This window comes from Methylobacterium sp. AC433 (assembly GCF_979253015.1).
This window is the reverse complement of record NZ_CEEDBN010000015.1, coordinates 63957-84374: the sequence shown is the minus strand read 5'-3', so window position 1 is coordinate 84374 and position 20418 is coordinate 63957. Positions and strand designations below refer to the sequence as shown.

The window sequence follows — 20418 nt, the reverse complement described above, 5'->3', positions numbered from 1 at the left end:
ATTCCGGGACACCTCTTCCGCGTAGTCGAGAGCCGATCGATGCAGGCCCGCACCCTCTACGACAAGCTTGTGGACGCCCACACCGTGTGCCGCCTCGACGCCGCCGAAGGCCCCGGTGCCAGCGTCCTCCTCTACATCGACCGCACCGTTCTCAACGAGTACACCAGCCCCCAGGCCTTCAGCGGCCTGCGGGCCGCCGGGCGCCGGGTCTGGCGGCCGGAGGCCGCCCTGGCGGTGGTCGACCACGTCAATCCCACGGCGGCCCGGCGCGTCGCCGCCATGCCGGATCCCGGCGGGGCGCGGCAGGTCGAATACTTCGACGCCAACTGCCGGGATTTCGGGATCGAACTCCTCGACGTGCTGCACCCGCTCCAGGGCATCGAGCACGTGGTCGCCCCCGAGCAGGGCTTCGTGCAGCCCGGCATGATCGTGGCGGCGGGCGACAGCCACACCACCACCTACGGGGCGCTCGGCGCGCTGGGCTTTGGCATCGGCACCTCGGACATCGAGCACTACCTCGCCACCCAGACCCTGGTGTACCGCCGGATGAAGACCCTGCGGGTCACGGTCTCGGGCATCCTGGCGCCGGGCGTCACCGCCAAGGACGTGGTCATGGCCCTGATCCGCCGGATCGGCGCCGACGGGGCGACGGGCTACGCCGTCGAGTTCGCCGGTCCCGCGATCGAGGCCCTGTCCGTCGAAGGGCGCATGACGATCTGCAACATGGCGGTGGAGTGCGGCGCCCGCGGCGTCGTCATGGCCCCCGACCGGACCGTGCTCGACTACCTGGCGGACAAGCCCCGCGCGCCGAAGGGCGCCCTCTGGGAGGCCGCCGCGGCCCATTGGCTGACCCTGCGCAGCGACGACGCGGCCGTGTTCGACCGGGAGGTCGCCCTCGACGCCGCCGCGATCGAGCCCATGGTGACCTGGGGCACCAGCCCGGACCAGGCGGGTCCGGTCAACGGCCGAGTGCCCGATCCGGCGGCCGAGCCCGATCCGGCCCGGCGCCGGGACATGGCCCGGGCGCTGGCCTACATGGATCTCGCGCCGGGCACGCCCCTCGCGACCATCCCGATCCAGCGCGCCTTCATCGGCTCCTGCACCAACGCCCGGCTCTCCGACCTGCGCGAGGCCGCCGCCCTCGTGCGCGGCCGGCGGGTCGCGCAGGGGGTCCAGGCCATGGTGGTGCCCGGCTCCTCCAGCGTGCGCCGGGCCGCGGAGGCCGAGGGCCTCGACCGGACGTTCCTCGATGCCGGCTTCGAGTGGCGCCAATCCGGCTGTTCGATGTGTCTGGCCATGAACGACGACGTGCTGGCGCCGGGCGAGCGCTGTGCCTCCAGCACCAACCGCAACTTCGAAGGCCGCCAGGGCGCGGGCGGGCGCACCCACCTGATGAGCCCCGCCATGGTGGCGGCCGCGGCCATCGCCGGCCACCTCACCGACAGCCGCCGCTTCGCGCCCGAATACCGCCTCGCGCCGGAGACCTGACCATGCAGCCCTTCACGATCGTCGCGGGTCCGGCCGCCGGCCTGCCCGGCGCCAACATCGACACCGACGTCATCATGCCCAAGCAGTTCCTCAAGGGCATCGACCGGGAGGGCCTGGGCGAGGCCACCTTCCACGACCTGCGCTACGTCGGTCCGGGGCAGCCACGCCCGGACTTCGTCCTCAACCGGCCCGAATGGCAGGGCGCGCGCATCCTCGTGGTCGGACCGAATTTCGGCTGCGGCTCGTCGCGCGAGCACGCAGTCTGGGGCCTGCTCCAGGGCGGCATCCGCGCGCTCATCGGCACCAGCTTCGCCGGCATCTTCGCCGACAACGCCGCCAATAACGGCCTGCTGCTGATCGAGCTGGCGCCCGGGCCCCTCGCCGAACTCGCGGCCCGGGCGGCGGACCCCGGGGCCAACCGCATGACGATCGACCTGCCGGCCCAGACCATCATCACCACGGACGGCACGGTGCAGCGCTTCGACATTCCGGCCCGGCGCAAGGATCACCTCGTCCGCGGCCTCGACGCGATCGGCGCCACCCTCGACCACGCGGACGCGATCCGGGCGTTCCAGGCCCGGCACCTCGCGGCCCGGCCCTGGCTCGCCTGAGCCGGGCTTCGGAAGGCGGCCGGCTCAGTACACCCGCGTGACCCAGCCGTGGGGATCGGGGGCGTTGCCGCGCTGGATGTCCACGAGGGTCGAGCGCAGGCGCTTCGTCACCGGACCGGCGACGTTGTCCGAGACCGAGAACTCGCCATCCGCGCTGCGCACCGTGCCCACGGGGGTGACCACCGCGGCGGTGCCGCAGGCGAAGACCTCTCGCAGGCGTCCGCTGGCGGCGTCCGCCTTCCAGTCGTCGATGGAATAGGGCCGCTCCGCAACGGCGATGCCGTCGGCACGGGCCAGGGTCAGGATCGAGTCGCGGGTGATGCCCGACAGGATGGTGTCGCTCAGCGGCGGGGTGACCATCGAGCCGTCGTCGAAGACGAAGAAGATGTTCATGCCGCCGAGTTCCTCGACCCAGCGGCGCTCGATCGCGTCGAGGAACACCACCTGGGCGCAGCCATGCTCGACGGCCGCGGCTTGCGCGCGCAGGCTGGCGGCGTAGTTGCCGCCGCACTTGGCCGCCCCGGTGCCGCCGGGCGCCGCGCGGGTCTGGTCCTGCGAGACCCAGACCGTGACGGTCTCGGAGCCGCCCTTGAAGTAGGCGCCCACCGCCGAGGCGATGACGAGATAGAGGTATTCCGAGGACGGCTTGACCCCGAGGAACACCTCGCTGGCGATCATGAAGGGGCGCAGGTACAGGCTGCCGCCCTCGCTCGACGGGATCCAGTCGCGATCCGCGCTGACGAGCTGCTTGACCGATTCGACGAAGACGGCGTCGGGCAGGGGCGGCATCGCCAGGCGCTCGGCCGAGCGCCGGAAGCGCAGGGCGTTGGCCTCCGGCCGGAACAGGGCGGCGCCGCCATCGGCGGTGCGGTAGGCCTTCAGCCCCTCGAAGATCTCCTGGGCGTAGTGCAGAACCGCCGCCGCCGGATCGAGGGAGATCGGCGCGCGCGCCTCGACGCGGGCATCGTGCCAGCCGCGCCCATCGACGTAGCGGATCGTCACCATGTGGTCGGTGAACACCCGCCCGAAACCGGGATCGACGAGGAGCTCGGCCCGACGCTCCGGCGGGACGGGCGAGGCATGCGGCTGCGTGGCGAAGGAGAGGTCGTCGGGGGCGCTCATCGTCAGTCCTTACTTACGTCTCGTCGGATCAATCAAGGGCCGGTGCGGCGCCAGCCACGGCGCGGGCCGCCGGGGGCAGCCGGACGACGAGACGTGTGCTGGTGCCCTGATACGACGATGTCCGCTTGCGATCAAACGGCTTGCATCCTAATAATGCGCAAACGAAAAGAGAGCCGGGCCGCCCAGGCGCCGGTGCTCGCAGGAGCCTCGTGCGTGTCGCCCCGAAAACCGCCCGCGGACCCGCCGCCTGCCGAATTGCCGCCTGTCCGGAGCCTGGATCAGCTCCGCCTCGCCTACACGCACACGCTGCTGCTGACGGGTCGGCACTGGCGCCGCGCTGCCAACGCCGTGATGGAGGCGCACGGCCTCTCGGACGCCACGGCGGTTCCGCTGATCATGATCGCCCGCCTCGACGGCGCCCCGCGCCAGAACGCCCTCGCGGAGGCCGTCGGCATCGAGGGCCCGTCGCTGGTGCGCCTCCTCGACCAGCTCTGCGAGGCCGGCCTCGCGATCCGCCGCGAGGATCCGACCGACCGCCGGGCGAAGGTGCTCAGCCTGACGCCCGCCGGCACGGCCGTGGTCGCCCGCATGGAGGCCGACCTCGCCCGGCTGCGCGCCGAGGTCTTCGCGGAGGTCGGCACGGCCGATCTCGAGGCGAGCCTGCGCGTCTTCGCGGCTCTGCAGGCCTCCGCGCCCCGCTGACGGACGCGCAAGCCGCGCAGGCGTTCGTTCCGCGCCCGGGCTGCTGCCGAACGCCGCGTCCCCGATGACTTGAAGAGACGACGCGGCGCGCTCTTTCGGGCCTATGCCGATCAAATCATCCGACCGCCCGATCTTATATTGCCTACATTACCTCGGCGGCAGTGCCGGGACTTTCGAGATGGTGTCGCAACACGTCGCGGATGCGGTGACCTGCGTCGCCCTCGACCTGCCCGGCTTCGGCGCGGACGGCGCCATTCCCGGACGAGACGTCGCCGCGATGGCCGACGGCGTGGCCGCCCGGATCCGTGCCGATGCGCCGGGCCGGTGGATGCTGGCCGGCAACAGCATGGGCGCCAAGGTCGCCCTGGCGGTGGCCCGCCAGGCGGAGGATGGCGTATCCGGCCTCGTAGGCCTGGCCGGACTGGTGCTCATGGCGGGCTCGCCGCCCTCCCCCGAGCCCATGGCCGAGGAAAGGCGCGCCGCCATGATCGCCTGGATCGACGCCGATCCCGCGACCCGGCAGCGGGAAGCCGAGGCCTTCGTCACCGCGAACGTCGCCGCGCCCCTCGACCCGGATCGGATGGCCCGGACGGTGGCGGATGTCCTGCGCGCCGGTCCCGCGGCCTGGACGCTCTGGCTCACCTCGGGCAGCCGCGAGGATTGGTGCGCCCGGATCGGCGTGCTGCGCAGCCCCGCGATCATCCTGGCGGGGACCGAGGATGCCGATCTCGGCCCGGCGGCCCAGGCCGCGCTGACGGCGCCGCATCTCGCTCATCACCGCCTCGTGCCCCTGGCCGAGACCGGGCACCTCATTCCCCTGGAGCGCCCCGAGGCGGTGGCCGAGGCGGTGCGGAGCCTCGCGGCCGGAGCGATCGCGACGGGAGCCGAGGCTCCCTCGCTCCCGGACGCCTATGCGGCCCTGATCCGGTCGGACCGCGTGAACGCCCGCCTGCGCACGGCCCTGCTGCAGCGGGCCGAGCCGGACGACCCGGCCTACCGGCCCCGAGCCCTCGATCCCGTCGGCCTCGCCATCCTGCGGGCCGCCTGCGCCCGGGTGCTGCCGCAGGACGGCGCAGGGACCATCGATTTGGCGGCCCGCATCGACGCGCGCCTGGCGAGCGGGGCGGGGGACGGCTGGCGCTTCGCCCGGCTTCCCCCCGACCCGGAAGCCTACCGGCGCGCCCTCAGGACCCTGGACGCCGCCGCCCGCGCCGCGCACGACGCGCCCTTCGTCGCCCTCGCGGCCGAGGCGCAGGATGCGATGCTCGGAAGCCTGGAGAGCGGTGCGGTCTCCGGCGACCTCGACGCGGAGCAGATGGGCTTCTGGTTCGAGGATCTGCGCGCGGACGTGGCCCGCACCTACCTCGCCCACCCCGTCGCATTGGCCCGCATGAACTTCAGCGGCATCGGCGCCGGCGGCGACACCGACCCCCTGCCCGGCTTCCACGCGGTCGGCATCGGCCGACGTGAGGCCTGGGAACCGAACGGCCCCGTGGAGACCGCCCGATGAACCTCGACGCGATGCGTCGCCACGCAACCTCCGAGACCGTCGACGCGGTGGTGATCGGCACCGGCGCCGGCGGCGCGCCCTTGTTGGCGCGCCTCGCCCAGGCGGGTCTCTCCTGCGTCGCCCTGGAGGCGGGGCCGAACTTCGACCCGAAGGGATTCGCCTTCGACGAGACCCTGGCCGACGAGATCTACTGGACCGAGGAGCGGCTCAGCGGCGGCTCGACGCCCGAGGCCTTCGGCGGCAACAACAGCGGCACCGGCGTCGGTGGCTCGACCCTGCACTGGGGCGCCTTCACGCCCCGGGCCGACGCCCGGGACCTGCGCCTCCACACCGAGACCGGCGAGGGCGTCGACTGGCCCCTGGACTATGCCGAGCTGCTGCCGTTCTACGAGCGCGTCGAGGCCTTCATCGGTGTCTCCGGCCCGGCCGCCTATCCTTGGGACGAGACCCGCGCCTATCCCTTGGGTCCCGTCGCCCGCAACGCCCCGGCCCAGGCCATGGCGAGCGCCTGCGCGACCCTCGGCGTACGCTGCGCCGACGCGCCGGCGGCCGTGGTCTCGCGCGCCTTCGCCCAGGAGCACGGTCCGACCCGGCCCGGCTGCATCAATTGCGGCTACTGCCATCAGGGTTGCCGCACCGGCGCCAAGACCAGCATGGACGTCACCTACCTGCCCCTCGCCGTCCATCACGGGGCCGAGATCCGGGCCGAGGCCCGGGTCCACGGCATCGAGCGCGCGAAGGACGGCCGGGTGACGGCGGTCATCTACCGCCAGGGCGGCATCGATCGTCGCCAGCCCTGCCGCAACGTCTTCCTCTGCGCCGGCTCGGTGGAATCCGCGCGCCTCCTGCTGCATCTCGACCTCGCCAACGGCAGCGGCCAGGTCGGGCGCAACTACATGGGGCACGTCGCCACCCAGGTCTGGGGCACCTTCGAGCCCGAGATGCGGATGAACAAGGGCTATCCCTCCTCGCTGATCACCGAGGACATGATCCGGCCGGCCGACGCGGACTTCGCCGGCGGCTACCTCGTCCAGAGCCTCGGCGTGGTGCCGCTCACCTTCGCCAATTCCCTGGCGCGGGGCCGCAAGCTCTGGGGCCGGGCCCTGGCCGACCAGCTCGCCCGCTACAACCACATGGCCGGCATCGGCATCAACGGCGAGACCCTGCCCTGCAACGCAAACGTGCTGACGCTCTCCGACGAGGTCGATGCGCTGGGCATGCGCAAGGCCGCGATCAGCTTCGGCTACAGCCGGAACGAGGAACGCCTCAACGCCCACGCGACCCGGTTCCTGAACCGGGTCTGGGAGGCGGCCGGGGCCACGGACCTGTGGACCCTGGAGCGCGTCGCCCACACCATCGGCACCTGCCGCATGGGCCGCGACGGCGACACCGCGGTGGTCGATCCGTTCGGCCGAACCTTCGAGGTCCCGAACCTCTGGGTCTGCGACGGCTCCACCTTCCCGAGCTCGCTCGCCGCCAACCCGGCCTTGACGATCATGGCGTTGAGCCTGCGCAGCGCCGAGGCGTTCCTGAAGGCTGGGCGCTAAGCGATCGGCACGTCTCAGCGGCGATGGGTCGAGGCTGTTGCCCCGGCCACGGGCGTGGGTTTCATCAATACATCGGCGTCCCGCCCGTGACCGGCACCAGCGCCCCGGTCATGTAGCTGCCCTCGCGCGAGGCGAGGAGCACGTAGGCGGGGGCGAGTTCGGCCGGCTGGCCGGCACGGCCCAGCGGCGTGTCCGCGCCGAGGGATTCGATCTGCTCGGGGCTCTTCACGATGGGCTGGATCGGGGTCCAGACCGGGCCAGGGGCGACGCAGTTCACCCGGATGCCCTTGGGCGCCAGCAGGTTGGACAGGCCGATGGTCAGGCTCGCGATGGCGCCCTTGGTGGAGGCGTAGACCAGCATGGTCTTGTCGGCGACCTTGGCCTGCTGGCTCGTGGAGTTCACGATGGCCGAGCCCGGCTTCATGTGCGGCACGGCCGCCTGGGCGAGGTAGAGCATCGCGAAGACGTTCGCGCGGAACGACCCCTCGAGGTCCTCCGGCGTCACGTCGTCGAGATCCTCGTTGACCACCTGCGCGGCGGCGTTGTTCACGAGGATGTCGAGGCCGCCGAGTTCGGACACGGTCCGCGCGACGAGGTCGCGGCAATGGGCCGGGTCACGCAGGTCGCCGGGCAGGAGCAGGACGCGCCGGCCCGCCCTGCGCACCCATTCGGCGGTGTGCTCGGCATCGGACTGCTCGACCGGCAGATACGAGATCGCCACGTCGGCGCCCTCGCGGGCATACGCGATGGCCACCGCCCGGCCGATGCCGGAATCGCCGCCGGTCACCAGGGCGACCCGGTCGGTGAGGAGTCCCTTGCCGACGTAGCTCGTCTCGCCGTGGTCGGGGGCCGGACGCATCCGCGAGGTCAGGCCCGGCCGCTCCTGCTGCTGGTCGCCGGGGAAGGGCGGCCGCGGGCCGGCGTCGCGGGGATCGATGCTCATCGGCTTGAGGGCCTTCCGGGGCTGTCTTCGGGGCTGGTCTTCGGCGGTTGTCTTCGCGCGGAAGGGACCCGCCGGGTGGCGGGTCCCGGACGTCGTCAGGCGTCCGCGTCGTCGGCCTCAAGGATGGTCTCGAGGTCGCCCGTGAGGGCATCGAGCTGGTCGGAGGTCGCCCGGATCTTGAACCGGGTGCCGTCCTCGGCCTCGACCGCGATCTCCACGTGATCGTCGACCCGGGCCGCCAGGGCCTGCTTGAGGGTGTAGGTCGTCACGTCCGTCGTCTTGTCCGTGGCCTTGGCCATGCTGCCGTCTCCTCTTGTGGTCTCCGGCAACGCGGCAGGGTGGGGGTCGGATCTGCGACCGATGCTCCCGCCGAATGCCGCAGCCTCAGAGGCTGAGGCCCGACAGGGTGGCGGCGGCTTGGATCAGGGCGAGGTGGGTCAGGCCCTGCGGCAGGTTGCCGAGATAGGCGCCGGTCGCCGGGTCGGCCATCTCCGAATAGGTGCCGGAATTCCGGTCGAGGGCCTTCACCAGGGCCTCGAACGCCGCCTGCGCCTCCTCCGGCTCACCGAGAAGGGCCTTGGCCTCCACGAGCCAGAACGTGCAGGCGAGGAAGCAGCCCTCCTCCGCCTCGGCGCCCGTGTAGCGGTAGTGGTAGGGGCCGCGCCCCAGCTCCCGGTCGATGGCCCGGCAGGTGGCCGCGAGGCGCTCGGGGTTGCCGAACCGGAAGCGCACGGCCAGCGCCAGGGAGGCGTCGAGCTTCTCGGTGCCGGGATGCATCACGTAGGATTGCTTCGCCTCCGACCAGCAGTTCCGGTCGATCCACTCCGCGACCCGGTCGCGGGCGCGGGCCCAGCGCTCGCGGCACGTGCCCGGCAGATGTCCGCCATCGGCGAGTTCCACCGCCCGGGCCAGCGCCTGCCAGCAGCTGATCTTGGAGCCCGTATAGTGCTCGGCATCCGGAAGCTCCCAGATGCCCGCATCCTTGAGCTTCCAGGATTCGGCGCATTGGTCGGCGAGCTGGGCGAGGAGCGCCCCGGTGCGTAGGTCGAGCATGTTGCCGTCGGCGACGAAGCGCTCGGCGGTCTCGAAGATGTCGCCGTAGATGCCGTGCTGGTGCTGGCTCGTGGCGGCGTTGCCGGTGCGCACGGGGCGCGAGCCGCGATAGCCCGGCAGGTCGATGTCCCGCTCGCCGGGCACGCACCCGCCGTCGAGGGTGTAGAGCACCTGCGCCCCGTGCTCGCCGATGTGGCGCATCAGCCAGGACAGGGCCGCGTTGGCCTCGGCCTGCGCGCCGAGGCGCAGGAAGGCCTTGATGACGTAGCCGGCATCGCGGATCCAGGCGTAGCGGTAATCGTAGTTCTTGGAGCCGCCGATGCCCTCGGGCAGGGAGCTGGTGGCCGCCGCCGCGATGGCGCCGGTGGGCGAGTAGAGCAGCAGCTTCAGCGCCAGGGCGCTGCGCTCGACGGGCTCGGCGTAGCGGCCTCGATAGGCGAGACGCTCGGTCCAGTCCCGCCATTCCTGGCACGACACGTCGATGCGCCCGTCGATCTCGTCGATCGGTGCCACCACCAGGGGCTGGTTCTCGGCCGCCACGATGGCGACGATCTCCCGCTGGCCCGCCCGCACCTCGACGAAGCCCGCGATGGCGTGATCGTTCTCGGTCTCGATCCGGACGCCGTCGCTGGTGCGGAACAGGCCCATCATGCCGGCGACGTGGAAGGCGGTGCCATTGCTGTTGCCCGAGAGGTAAGGGGCGGCGGTGTCGCCCCGCGTGCCGAACACCAGCGCGACCCGGAAGCGCACGTGGCCCTCCAGCCCCTCGATCCGGCGGGCGAGTTCCGCCCAGGGCAGGCGCCCGGCCGGGCCGCTGTTCAGGCTCTCGGTGAGGCGTGCCCGTCCCGTCTTCGTGGTGAAGACGGTCTCGTGGACGTTGCTGCCGTCGCGGTAGCCGATCTCGGCCGTGAAGGGCTCCTCCGGCGTGATCGCGAAGTAGCCGCCCTCCTCCGGGCTGAGCAGGCGGTCGAACAGCGGCGGCGAATCGAGGTTGGGGCAGCACCACCAGTCGATGGAACCGTCGGCGCCCGAGAGCGCCACCGAGCGGCCCTCGCCGATGGCCGCGTAGCCCTCGATCGGGAGAAATCCGTCGATACGGGTGACGGGACCGCCCGCGCGGGGAAAGGGCTTCAACACGGTGAGGACGGCCTCGGATGGGGAGCGGACGACGCCGGCTGGGGCCGGGCGCGACGCGGCGAGCCGAGGCCTGCGTGTCGCGAACATCCGGACCGGGCCGACCGGGTCCTCCACTGGGGGTCTGCTCGAACCCCTGTCGCCCTCGGCCGTTCCGATTCCGGCTTGCTTCACGTTGACACGTCGGCGCCGCTCTGAGGCTGGCCCTGTGGCGCCACGGCCGCACTGCCGTGCTCCTGCGCACCCCGAGAATGAACGCTCATTGACCAGTGAATGAACGTTCAATACGATGATGGGGTCGGTTGGAGGATGCCATGCAGCGCACCCACGAGGATGTACCGTTCCAGGCGCTGGTGCGGAAGGCGCGGGCCCTTTGGGCGCCGGAGCACCTGCTGCTCGGGGCCGTGCTGGTGCTCGGCTGGGCCGCCCTGATCGCCTGGACCGGCAACGGTTCGGTGGGCTGGCAGGCCCGCCTCTGCGCCGACGCGGACGCCGTGATCGCCGCCTGCCGGGTGGTCGCGCCGGCGTCGGATGGAAAGGTCTCCTGACGATGGCCTCGCCGGTCGGCAGCCTCATCGACGCCCGCGCCAGCCAGGCCGCGCGCCGGGAACAGATCCTCGACGCTGCCAGCGCCTGTTTCGTGCGCCACGGGTTCCACCGGACAACGATGCAGGACCTCGCCCGCGAGGCCGGCATGACGGCGGGCAACTTCTACCATTACTTCCGCTCCAAGGAGGCCCTGGTGATGGGCCTCGTGCAGCGCGAGCGCGAGGGGGGCGCCCTCCTCGTCACGCAATTGCAGCGCGAGGGCGACCGGCGCAGCGCGCTGTTCGGGGTCCTGGAGCAGTATTTCGGCACCCTCACCCGGGACGAGGCGATCCTGCGCCTGGAAATCTGGTCGGAAGGAACCCGCAATCCGGCCATTGCGGATCTGACCGAGGCTTCGGAAACGGAAACCCGGACTTGGTTCGAGGATACGTTCGCGGCGCTCGCCACGTCGCCCGCCTGCGAGCCTGCAGCCCTCTACGCCCTGCTGGCGCCCCAGATGACCGGGGTCGTCGCCAGCCGGGCGATCCTGCCGGATTTCGACATGGCCGGCGCCGTCGCGCAGATCCGCGCCCTCATCGAAGCCGGGCTCGACGGCCGGCTTCCCGCCATCCCCGAGGCCGCCCCGGAGTTCCATCGATGACCGATCCGCGCTTCGTCCTCGGAACGGCCCTGCTGGCCCTCGCCCTTGGGCTGCCGGCCCCGCCGGTGCTGGCGAGCCCCGCCCCGGCGCCGGCGAAAGCCGATCTCGTGCCGACGATCAGCGTGGTCGATGCCAAGCGGCGGGAGATCGTCGAGTCGGTGGTCGTCACCGGCACCCTGGTCCCGCGCGACGAGATCCTGGTGACGCCCGAGATCGAGGGCTACCGGGTCACCGAGGTGCTGGTCGAGGAAGGCGCGCGGGTGGCCCGCGGCCAGGTGCTCGCCCGCCTCTCGCGCGACCTGATCGACCGCCAGCTCGCCCAGCAGGCGGCACTGGTGGAGAAGGCCGAGGCCGCCGTGCCGCAGGCCCAGAGCAGCATCGAGCAGGCGGAGGCCGCCGAGACCGAGGCGCGCCTCTCCTATGAGCGGGCCCAACAGCTCCTGAAGACCGGAAACGCCACCGCGGCCGTCATGGAGGGCCGCACCGCCAGCCTGCGCCAGGCCGAGGGCAAGCTCGCCTTCGCCCGCAACGGCCTGCGCATCGCCCGGGCCGACCTCGCCCAGGCCCGGGCCGTCCTGGAGGAACTGAACCTGCGTCTCGCCCGCACCGAGATCCGCGCGCCGGAGGCCGGCATCGTCAGCCGCCGCACCGCCCGCGTGGGCTTGGCCGCCTCGGCCTCGGCCGAGCCCCTGTTCCGCCTGATCGCCCGGGGCGAGATCGAACTCGAAGGCGAGGTCATCGAGACCAAGCTGCCGCAGCTGCGCGAGAACGCCCCGGCCTGGATCGACCTCGGCGACGGCGTTCGCCTGACCGGCAGCGTACGGACCGTCTATCCGGAGGTCGACCGCGCGACCCGCCTCGGCAAGGTCCGCATCCGCCTGGAGCCGGACCCGCGCCTGCGCATCGGCACCTTCGCGCGGGGCGCCGTCGAACTCGCCCGCACCCGCGGCGTGACCGTGCCGCAGGCCTCCGTGCTCTACGGCGGGGGCAAGCGCAGCTCCGTCCTCGTGGTCGCCGACGACGTGGTCGAGGCCCGCGAGGTCCGCACCGGCCTGTCCGACGAGGACGACATCGAGATCCGCGCCGGCCTCGCCGACGGCGAGCGGGTGGTGGCGCGCGCCGGCAGCTTCCTGCGCGACGGCGACCGGGTCCGCCCGGTGGCATTGGCCGTGCCGGAGCCGGCCGTGGCCGCCGCCCCCTCCCCGCGCGAGACCGCCGAGGCCGGCACGCCCTGACCGGGTGCCGCCTCGCCTCCTGAGAACAAGGCTTCACCGAGTCGCCGCATGCGCCTGAACATCTCCGCCTGGGCGATCCGCCACCCGATCGCGCCCCTCGTGCTGTTCCTGGTGCTGATCGTGCTCGGCCTCGTCAGCTTCCGCAGCCTCGCGGTCACGCGGATGCCCAATGTCGACGTGCCGATCGTCTCGGTGACGATCACGCAGAGCGGGTCGGCTCCCGCCGAGCTCCAGACCCAGGTCACGAAGTGGGTCGAGGATTCGATCGCCGGCGTGCGCGGGGTCAAGCACATCACCTCGGCGATCACGGAAGGCTCCTCCGTCACCACGGTGGAGTTCCGCCTGGAGGTGAACACCGACCGGGCCGTCAACGACGTCAAGGACGCGGTCTCGAAGATCCGCATCAACCTGCCCCGCACCATCGACGAGCCGGTGATCCAGCGCGTCGAGATCACCGGCCTGCCGATCCTGATCTACGGCGTGAAGTCGCCCGGCATGACGCCGGCCGAATTGTCCTGGTTCGTGGAGGACAAGGTCGCGCGCTCCCTCCAGGGCGTGAAGGGCGTCGGCGGCGTCGAGCGGGTCGGCGGCGTCGCCCGCGAGATGCGCGTCACCCTGCTCCCCGACCGCCTGCTGGCACTGGGCATCACCGCGGCCGACGTGAACCGGCAGCTGCGCCTGACCTCCGCCGACATGGCGGGCGGGCGCGGCGAGGTCGGTGGGCGCGAGCAGTCGATCCGGACGCTGGCCGCCTCGCGCTCGCTGCGCGACCTCAAGGCCACCTCCATCGTGCTCCCCGGTGGCCGCAAGGTCCGCCTCGACGAGCTGGCGACCCTGGAGGATTCCATCGAGGAGCCGCGCACCTTCGCGCGCTTCAACGGCGAGCCGGTGGTGGCCTTCGCGGTCTCGCGCGGCTCCGGCGCCAGCGATGCCGAGGTCGCGGCCGGCGTCGAGAAGCGGATCGCCGAGTTCAAGACCGCCTTTCCCGACATCCGGTTCGAGACCATCGACTCCTCGGTGGCGGCCACCATCGGCTCCTACGATTCGGCGATGCACACCCTGATCGAGGGGGCGGCGCTCGCCGTGTTGGTGGTCTTCCTGTTCCTGCGCGACTGGCGCGCGACGCTGATCGCCGCCATCGCCCTCCCGCTCTCGGTCTTCCCGACCTTCTGGGCGATGGACGCCATGGGCTTCACCCTCAACGGGATCAGCCTGCTCGCCATCACGCTGGTGACGGGCATCCTCGTCGACGATGCCATCGTGGAGATCGAGAACATCGTCCGACACATGCGGCTCGGCAAATCGCCCTACCGTGCGTCCATCGAGGGCGCCGACGAGATCGGGCTCGCCGTCATCGCCATCACCGCGACCCTGATCGCGGTGTTCGCGCCGGTCTCGTTCATGGGCGGCATCGCGGGCCGCTACTTCATGCAGTTCGGTCTGACCATCGCGGTCTCGGTGTTCATGTCGCTCCTGGTGGCGCGCCTGATCACGCCGCTGCTGGCGGCCTACTTCCTGCGCGACCACGGCCATGAGGAGACGCGCGAGGGGCCGGTGATGCGCGCCTATGGCCGCCTCGTCGGCTGGTCGGTGCGCCACCGCGTCGTCACGCTGATCGTGGGCCTCGCGCTGTTCGCCGGCTCGCTCGCCTCCACCGGTCTGCTGCCCTCGGGGTTCGTGCCCAAGCAGGACAATGCCCGCACGCTGTTCATGGTCGAGCTCGCGCCGGGCGCGCGGCTCCCCGACACCGTGGCGGTGTCCGACCGGGTGGTGGCCCGCATCCGGGCCCTGCCCGAGGTGGTCTCGGTCTTCGTCGATGGCGGCCGGCAGGCCGGCGGCAAGAAGGAGACCCGGCTCGCCACCCTCATCGTCAACCTGACGCCGAAGAGCCAGCGCGGCCGCAAGCAGGCCGCCATCGAGACCGAGATCGCCGGCCTGCTCGCGGAGGAGCCCGACATCCGCTCCTGGACGCTGCGCGACGGCGGCCAGCGCGACCTCGCCCTCGTCGTCGGCGGCCCCGACGTCGACGTGGTCACGGAGGTCGCCGCCCGGCTTCAGCGCGACATGGCGGCGATTCCCCACCTCGTCTCCGTGATGTCGACGGCGCCCCTCAACCGCACCGAGGTCCGCATCCGGCCGAAGGAGGCTGCCGCCGCCGATCTCGGCGTCTCCACCGACGCCATCGCCGAGACCGTGCGGGTCGGCACCATCGGCGACATCGGCCTGAATCTCGCGAAGTTCAACGCGCCCGACCGCCAAGTGCCGATCCGGGTGCAGCTGCCCGAGAGTGCGCGGGGCGCGGTCTCGCGCCTCGAGAACCTCAAGGTGCCGGCCAAGAACGGCGCCGCCGTGCCGCTCGCGGCCGTCGCCGACATCGAGCTCGACCAGGGGCCCGGCGCCATCGAGCGCTACGACCGCGTGGTGCGCGTGGCCGTGGAGGCCAACATGGAGGGCTCCGACGCGCTCGGCTCCCTCATCGCCCAGGCGCTGGAGACCCCGACCGCGAAGAATCTGCCGCCGGGCGTCACCATCCGGCAGACCGGCGACGCCGAGATCATGGCCGAGGTGTTCTCCGGCTTCCTCATGGCGATGGGGGCCGGGATCATGATGGTCTACGCCGTGCTGGTGCTGCTGTTCGGCTCGTTCCTGCAGCCGCTCACCATCCTGTTCTCGCTGCCGCTCTCCATCGGCGGCGCGATCCTCGGCCTGCTGATCCTGAACATGCCGATCTCGATGCCGGTGGTGATCGGCATCCTGATGCTGATGGGGCTGGTGACGAAGAACGCCATCATGCTCGTCGATTTCGCCGTCGAGGAGATGGCCCGCGGCGTCGACCGGGTCACCGCCATCGTGGATGCGGGCCGCAAGCGGGCGCGGCCCATCGTGATGACCACCATCGCCATGGCGGCCGGCATGGTGCCCTCGGCCATGGCGCTCGGCGTCGGCGGCGAGTTCCGGGCGCCGATGGCCGTGGCGGTGATCTCGGGCCTGATCGTCTCGACCCTGCTCTCGTTGGTCTTCGTGCCGGCGGTGTTCCTGCTGATGGACAGCCTCGGTGCCGTCCTCGGCCGGGTCTTCGGCCGCTTCGTCGGTGCGACGGACGAGGCGCCCCTGCCCCTCCCCCACGCCTGAGGCGAGGCGGGGCGCCCCCGACCAGGGGCGCCCCGACGGGTCAGTCGAGGCGGTCGCTGCGGCGCAGCTGGGCCGGCAGGGCGAACAGGCTGATCGCGGCGGCGGTCAGGCACAGGCCGGCGATCACCCAGATGGCCGGGGTGGTCGATCCGGTGAGATCCTTCACCCAGCCCACCATCACCGGGCTGACGATGCCGCCGAACTGCCCGAGGGTGTTGATGAGGGCGATGCCGCCGGCGGCGCCGACGCCGGTGACCAGCTTCGGCGGCAGGGTCCAGAAGGTGGGGATCGAGGCGACGATCCCGGTCCCGACCAGGCAGAGGGCCAGCATCAGCGGCACGATCTGCCGGTCGAACAGGCCGGCGCCGAAGAAGCCCAGGGCCGCCGCGATGGCGAGGCCGGCCACGAATTTCGGCCGGTTGCCGGAGGCGTCGGACAGCCGCCCGATCGCCACCATGCTGATCGCCCCGCAGATGTAGGGCAAGGCCGCCAGGAGCCCGACCGTCCCGGTGCTGGCGCCGCTCGCGGTGCGGATCAGGTCCGGCCCCCAGAAGTTCAGGCCGTAGGAGCCGATCTGGAGCAGGAAGTAGATCAGCCCGACCTTGAGGAAGCCGGGGCTGCGGATGGCACCCAGGAGCGAGTGGTCGCCGATGCCGCGATTGGCCTCGGCGATCTGGCTCGCCACCAGGGTCTTCTCGGATTCGGTGAGCCAGCGGGCATCGGTGACGCGGTCGTCGAAGCGGCTCATCACCAAGGCGCCGAGGAGCAGGCAGGGCAGGCCGCCGGCGAGGAACAGCCATTGCCAGCCGGCCAGTCCCGCGACGCCGTTGAGCGAGGTCAGGATCAGGCCCGAGAACGGGGCGCCGAAGATGCCCGAGAAGGCCGAGGCCACGAACAGCATCGAGGTGATGCGCCCCCGCCGCGAGGCCGGGAACCACAGGGTGAGGTAGTAGAGGATGCCGGGGGCGAAGCCCGCCTCCATGGCGCCGATCAGGAAGCGCAGGGCGTAGAAGTGCCATTCCTGGGTGATGAACACCATGGCGGCGGTGGCGAGCCCCCAGGAGATCATGATCCGGGCGATCCAGCGCCGTGCGCCGACCCGGTACAGGATCAGGTTCGAGGGCACCTCGAAGATGACGTAGCCGACCACGAACAGGCTCGCGCCGAGGCCGTAGGCGGTGTTGCTGAAGCCGAGGTCGCTCTGGAGCTGGAACTTGGCGAAGCTGATGTTGATGCGGTCGAAGAAGGCGAACAGGTAGCAGACCATGATCAGCGGCATCAGCCGCCAGGCGATCTTCCGGTAGGTGGCGGCTTCGCTGGTCTCTGCGGGCACGCCGAGGGCGGCCGGGGCGGCGAGGGTCATGGGGTCTCTCCCTGGAGGCGTCTCGATGGGGCGCGCCGCCCTTGGTCGGGCGATCTTGCAGATTCGGGCGGTCTCTTGTGTTCGGGCGACCTCGGGCCGAGGCCGCGCGTCAGGCCGCGATCCCGGGCGGCGGCGGGTGGAGCTCGCCGGGGCGGCCGGCCTGGGCCACCTGCCCCGGGACGGAGTGCCCGACGAGGGCGGGCAGCCCGCGCGCGAGGGCGATCAGCGCGTCGAGGTCGAGGCCGGTGGGAATGCCCATCTCGTGGGCCATGCTGACGAGGTCCTCGGTGCAGATGTTGCCGGTGGCGCCCGGGGCGAAGGGGCAGCCCCCGAGGCCGCCGAGGGCCGCGTCGAAGCGTTGGGCGCCGGCCGCCCGCGCCGCCAGCACGTTGGCGAGGCCGAGGCCGCGGGTGTTGTGGAAATGGAGCGTCAGCGCCTCCGCGGGGACGATCCGGAGGGCACGGGTCACGAGGGTGCCGACCTGGCGCGGATTGGCCATCCCGGTGGTGTCGGCCAGGGTGATGCCGTCGATCCCGAGGGTGCGGTAGCGCTCGACGATGCCGAGGACCCGCTCCGGCGGCTGCGCGCCCTCGAAGGGGCAGCCGAAGGCGGTGGCCACGGTGGCGTTGAGGCGCACCCCGGTGCCTTCGGCCGCCGCGACGATGCGGGCGAAGGCGTCGAGGGAAGCCTCGCGGGTCAAGCCCATATTGGCGCGGTTGTGGGTCTCGCTCGCCGACATCACGAGGTTGAGCTCGTCGGCGCGGGCCGCGAGCGCCCGCTCGGCACCCTTCAGATTCGGCACCAGGGCGACGTAGAGCGTGCCCGGCCGCCGCGTGATCCGCGCCAGCACCTCGGCGGCGTCGCGCAGGGCCGGGACGGCCTTGGGCGAGACGAACGAGGTCGCCTCGATCCGGCTGAAGCCCGCGGCCGAGAGGGCGTCGATCAGCGCGACCTTGTCGGCGGTCTCGACGAAGGCGGGCTCGATCTGCAGGCCGTCGCGGGGCGCGACCTCTTGGACGATCAGGGGCGCGTCGTCGCCCATGTTGCGGCTCATGCCACCGCTCCCGTGTTCCGCAGGGCCGCGATCGCCGCCGCGTCGTAGCCCAGATCCGCCAGCACGGCGTCGGTATGGGCGCCGAGCGCCGGTCCGGACCAGCGCACCTCACCGGGCGTGCCCGAGAGCTTGGGCACGATGCCGGGCATCTTCACCGCGGTGCCGCCGGGCAGCTCGGTCGCCAGGATCATGTCGCGGGCCTGGTAGTGCGGGTCGGCGACGATGTCGGCCACCGAGTAGATCCGCCCGGCGGGGACCTGCGCCGCCTCGAGGGCCGCTAGCGCCTCCGCGATGCTGTGCGACCCCGACCACGCCGCGATGGCCGCGTCGAGCCTCGCGGCCTGGGCCGAGCGGCCGTCGTTGCTGCGCAGGGCCGGGTCGTCGGCGAGGTCGGGCCGGCCGATCGCCTGCATCAGGCGCCGGAAGATCGGGTCGCTGTTGCCCGCGATGACGACGTAGCCGCCGTCCTGGGTCGGGTAGGTGTTCGAGGGCGTGATGCCCGGCAGGGCGCCGCCCGTCCGGGTACGGACCTCTCCGAGGAGGTCGTATTCGGGGACGAGGCTCTCCATGACGTTGAACACGCTCTCCACCAGGGAGACGTCGATGACCTGGCCCTTGCCGCCGGCGGTCTTGACGTGGAGGAGCGACATCAGCGCCCCGATGACGCCGTGCAGGGAGGCCAGGGTGTCGCCGATGCTGACGCCGACGCGGGCCGGCGGGCTGTCCGGGTCGCCGGTGGTGAAGCGCAGGCCGCCCATCGCCTCGCCGATGGCGCCGAAGCCCGGACGGTCGCGGTAGGGTCCGGTCTGGCCGTAGCCGGAGATGCGGACCATGACGAGGTTGGGGTTGAGGGCGGAGAGGTCCGCCCAGCCGAGCCCGAGCTTCTCCAGGCCCCCGGGCCGGAAGTTCTCGATCACCACGTCGGCGCTGGTGGCCAGGGCGCGCACCACGTCGGCGCCCTCCGGCGATTTCAGGTCGACGGCGATGGACTTCTTGTTGCGGGACTGGAGGTACCACCAGAGCGAGGTGCCCTCGTGCAGCTTGCGCCACTTGCGCAGGGGATCGCCCTCCCCCGGCGCCTCGACCTTGATCACCTCGGCGCCGAATTCCGCCATGAGGCGGGCGGCGAAGGGGGCGGCGATGAGCTGTCCGAGTTCGAGAACGCGGATTCCGGCGAGCGGTCCGGCCATGAACGATTCCTCCGGCATGAACGATTCCTCCGGGATGTGTCGGCGATGGTCTTCGGCCATCGTCCTGTTGCCCCATCGATACCCGCGAAGGGCGGACGAGGGCCAACCGTCTTTCGGCCATGACCGTTCGCGTCCGGAGAACGGCCGCGGGTTTCAGGCCGCGTCGGCGGTGAGGCTGGCGACGAGGAGACTCGCCGCCGGGGAGAGCGCGCCGGGACGGGTGACGATGCGCAGCTCACGCTGCGCCCAGGGGTCGGTGAGGGGGATCGCGGCGAGGTCCATGGCCTTTCCGAGGAGGGCGAAGACCCCGAGCGGCACCACGCCGAGTCCCATATCGGCCTGGGCCATGCGCAGGACCGCATCGAAGCCCGGCACGTGGACGCGCAGGCGCAAGGGACGGCCGATGCTCTGGGCCTCGCCGCGCACGCTGGCATAGATCGAGCTCTCAGCGTGGAGCCCGACGAAGTCGTGGTCGAGGGTCTCGCGGAAGGCGAGCGCGGGGCGATCCGCCAGGGGGTGGTCGGGCCGCATGACGACGACGAGGCTGTCGCGGCGGTAGAGCACGCTGTGCAGATCCCGGGCCGGGATGCTCCCGGAACAGATGCCGAGCTCGGCCAGACCCGCCTCGACACCGGCCACCACGCCGCCGCTCGGGCGCTCCTCCAGGCTGATCTTGATGGTCTCCTGGCGCGCCAGGAAGGCGCGCAGGTCCTCGGGAAGGAATTGCACGATGGCCGACAGGTTGGCGAACATCCGCACGATGCCCCGGACGCCCTTGGCGTGCTCGGCGAGCTCCACCACGATCTGCTCGACGTCGTGCAGCATGCGCCGGGCGTGATGGAGCAGGGTCTCGCCGGCCGGAGTCATGACCATGCCCCGGGCCTGGCGCGTCATCAGCTGGACGCCCAGGCTCTGCTCCAGCTCGACCAGGCGCTTGCTGACGGCGGACGGGGCGATCGCCGCACGCCGGGCCGCCTGGGTCAGGGTGCCGTCCTCGCACATCGCCACGAACAGGCGCAGCGTCGTCGGATCGAGGCGCCGCAGGAGCGTCGGGGCCAGCATGTCCATCCCTCTCACCGGCCCCGACCGGCGCGCGTCGCGCCGAAGGCCCCGGCGAGACTACAGCGCCGAAGGGCGCGATGGAC

The 20418-nt window shown here is 71.9% G+C and carries 17 protein-coding genes; 9 read left to right on the top strand and 8 right to left on the bottom strand.

What is annotated here, in order from left to right:
• Positions 1–39 precede the first annotated feature (39 nt).
• Positions 40–1488 (top strand): 3-isopropylmalate dehydratase large subunit, encoded by a 1449-nt coding sequence (gene leuC, locus AC0IWM_RS18820; protein ID WP_471757441.1) that lies wholly within the window; start codon positions 40–42, stop codon positions 1486–1488.
• Positions 1489–1490: 2 nt separating this feature from the next.
• Positions 1491–2099 (top strand): 3-isopropylmalate dehydratase small subunit, encoded by a 609-nt coding sequence (leuD, locus tag AC0IWM_RS18815; protein ID WP_471757439.1) that lies wholly within the window; start codon positions 1491–1493, stop codon positions 2097–2099.
• A gap of 24 nt (positions 2100–2123) precedes the next feature.
• On the opposite strand, the gene AC0IWM_RS18810 is transcribed toward leuD, so the two are convergent.
• Positions 2124–3221, bottom strand: coding sequence for a branched-chain amino acid aminotransferase (locus AC0IWM_RS18810; protein WP_471757437.1), 1098 nt, complete (start codon positions 3219–3221; stop codon positions 2124–2126).
• Between the two features lie 255 nt (positions 3222–3476).
• Between AC0IWM_RS18810 and AC0IWM_RS18805 the strand changes: the two genes are divergently transcribed.
• The 3 genes from AC0IWM_RS18805 to AC0IWM_RS18795 all read left to right on the top strand — a co-directional run bounded on the left by AC0IWM_RS18805 (position 3477) and on the right by AC0IWM_RS18795 (position 6980).
• On the top strand, positions 3477–3923 hold the full coding sequence (locus tag AC0IWM_RS18805; RefSeq protein WP_471757539.1) for a MarR family winged helix-turn-helix transcriptional regulator: 447 nt from the start codon (positions 3477–3479) through the stop codon (positions 3921–3923).
• Positions 3924–4026: 103 nt separating this feature from the next.
• The gene (locus tag AC0IWM_RS18800; protein ID WP_471757435.1) at positions 4027–5433 is read left to right on the top strand and encodes an alpha/beta hydrolase; all 1407 of its coding nucleotides are present in this window, start codon (positions 4027–4029) and stop codon (positions 5431–5433) included.
• Positions 5430–6980, top strand: a complete 1551-nt coding sequence (locus AC0IWM_RS18795) for a GMC family oxidoreductase (protein WP_471757433.1) — start codon at positions 5430–5432, stop codon at positions 6978–6980. Before AC0IWM_RS18800 ends, AC0IWM_RS18795 begins: the two co-directional genes overlap by 4 nt.
• Before the next feature lie 64 nt (positions 6981–7044).
• Here the strand turns inward: AC0IWM_RS18795 and AC0IWM_RS18790 are convergent, their stop codons facing one another.
• The 3 genes from AC0IWM_RS18790 to AC0IWM_RS18780 form a co-directional block, all read right to left on the bottom strand.
• The gene (locus AC0IWM_RS18790) at positions 7045–7923 is read right to left on the bottom strand and encodes an SDR family oxidoreductase (RefSeq protein WP_471757431.1); all 879 of its coding nucleotides are present in this window, start codon (positions 7921–7923) and stop codon (positions 7045–7047) included.
• 95 nt (positions 7924–8018) lie between these two features.
• On the bottom strand, positions 8019–8222 hold the full coding sequence (locus tag AC0IWM_RS18785) for a hypothetical protein (protein WP_056478157.1): 204 nt from the start codon (positions 8220–8222) through the stop codon (positions 8019–8021).
• Positions 8223–8307: 85 nt separating this feature from the next.
• Entirely contained in the window at positions 8308–10113 is a 1806-nt protein-coding gene (locus AC0IWM_RS18780; RefSeq protein WP_471757429.1) for a glycoside hydrolase family 15 protein, read from the bottom strand.
• A 311-nt stretch (positions 10114–10424) separates the two neighbouring features.
• Between AC0IWM_RS18780 and AC0IWM_RS18775 the strand changes: the two genes are divergently transcribed.
• From AC0IWM_RS18775 to AC0IWM_RS18760, 4 genes are read left to right on the top strand one after another with little or no spacing between them, the layout of a single operon-like run.
• Positions 10425–10658, top strand: a complete 234-nt coding sequence (locus tag AC0IWM_RS18775) for a hypothetical protein (RefSeq protein WP_471757427.1) — start codon at positions 10425–10427, stop codon at positions 10656–10658.
• 2 nt (positions 10659–10660) lie between these two features.
• Positions 10661–11299: a TetR/AcrR family transcriptional regulator gene (locus AC0IWM_RS18770; RefSeq protein ID WP_471757425.1), complete on the top strand. Its 639-nt coding sequence runs from the start codon at positions 10661–10663 to the stop codon at positions 11297–11299.
• Positions 11296–12534 (top strand): efflux RND transporter periplasmic adaptor subunit, encoded by a 1239-nt coding sequence (locus AC0IWM_RS18765; protein ID WP_471757423.1) that lies wholly within the window; start codon positions 11296–11298, stop codon positions 12532–12534. The genes AC0IWM_RS18770 and AC0IWM_RS18765 overlap by 4 nt, the downstream gene beginning before the upstream one ends.
• Before the next feature lie 48 nt (positions 12535–12582).
• Positions 12583–15666 (top strand): efflux RND transporter permease subunit, encoded by a 3084-nt coding sequence (locus tag AC0IWM_RS18760; RefSeq protein WP_471757421.1) that lies wholly within the window; start codon positions 12583–12585, stop codon positions 15664–15666.
• 40 nt (positions 15667–15706) lie between these two features.
• Here AC0IWM_RS18760 and AC0IWM_RS18755 read toward each other — a convergent pair whose 3' ends face one another.
• From AC0IWM_RS18755 to AC0IWM_RS18740, 4 genes are all read right to left on the bottom strand, one after another.
• Positions 15707–17029, bottom strand: a complete 1323-nt coding sequence (locus AC0IWM_RS18755) for an MFS transporter (RefSeq protein ID WP_471757419.1) — start codon at positions 17027–17029, stop codon at positions 15707–15709.
• Positions 17030–17138: 109 nt separating this feature from the next.
• Positions 17139–18071, bottom strand: coding sequence for a hydroxymethylglutaryl-CoA lyase (locus AC0IWM_RS18750; protein WP_471757537.1), 933 nt, complete (start codon positions 18069–18071; stop codon positions 17139–17141).
• An 8-nt stretch (positions 18072–18079) separates the two neighbouring features.
• The gene (locus AC0IWM_RS18745; protein WP_471757417.1) at positions 18080–19273 is read right to left on the bottom strand and encodes a CaiB/BaiF CoA transferase family protein; all 1194 of its coding nucleotides are present in this window, start codon (positions 19271–19273) and stop codon (positions 18080–18082) included.
• Positions 19274–19426: 153 nt separating this feature from the next.
• Positions 19427–20335, bottom strand: coding sequence for a LysR substrate-binding domain-containing protein (locus tag AC0IWM_RS18740; protein WP_471757415.1), 909 nt, complete (start codon positions 20333–20335; stop codon positions 19427–19429).
• Positions 20336–20418 lie beyond the last annotated feature (83 nt).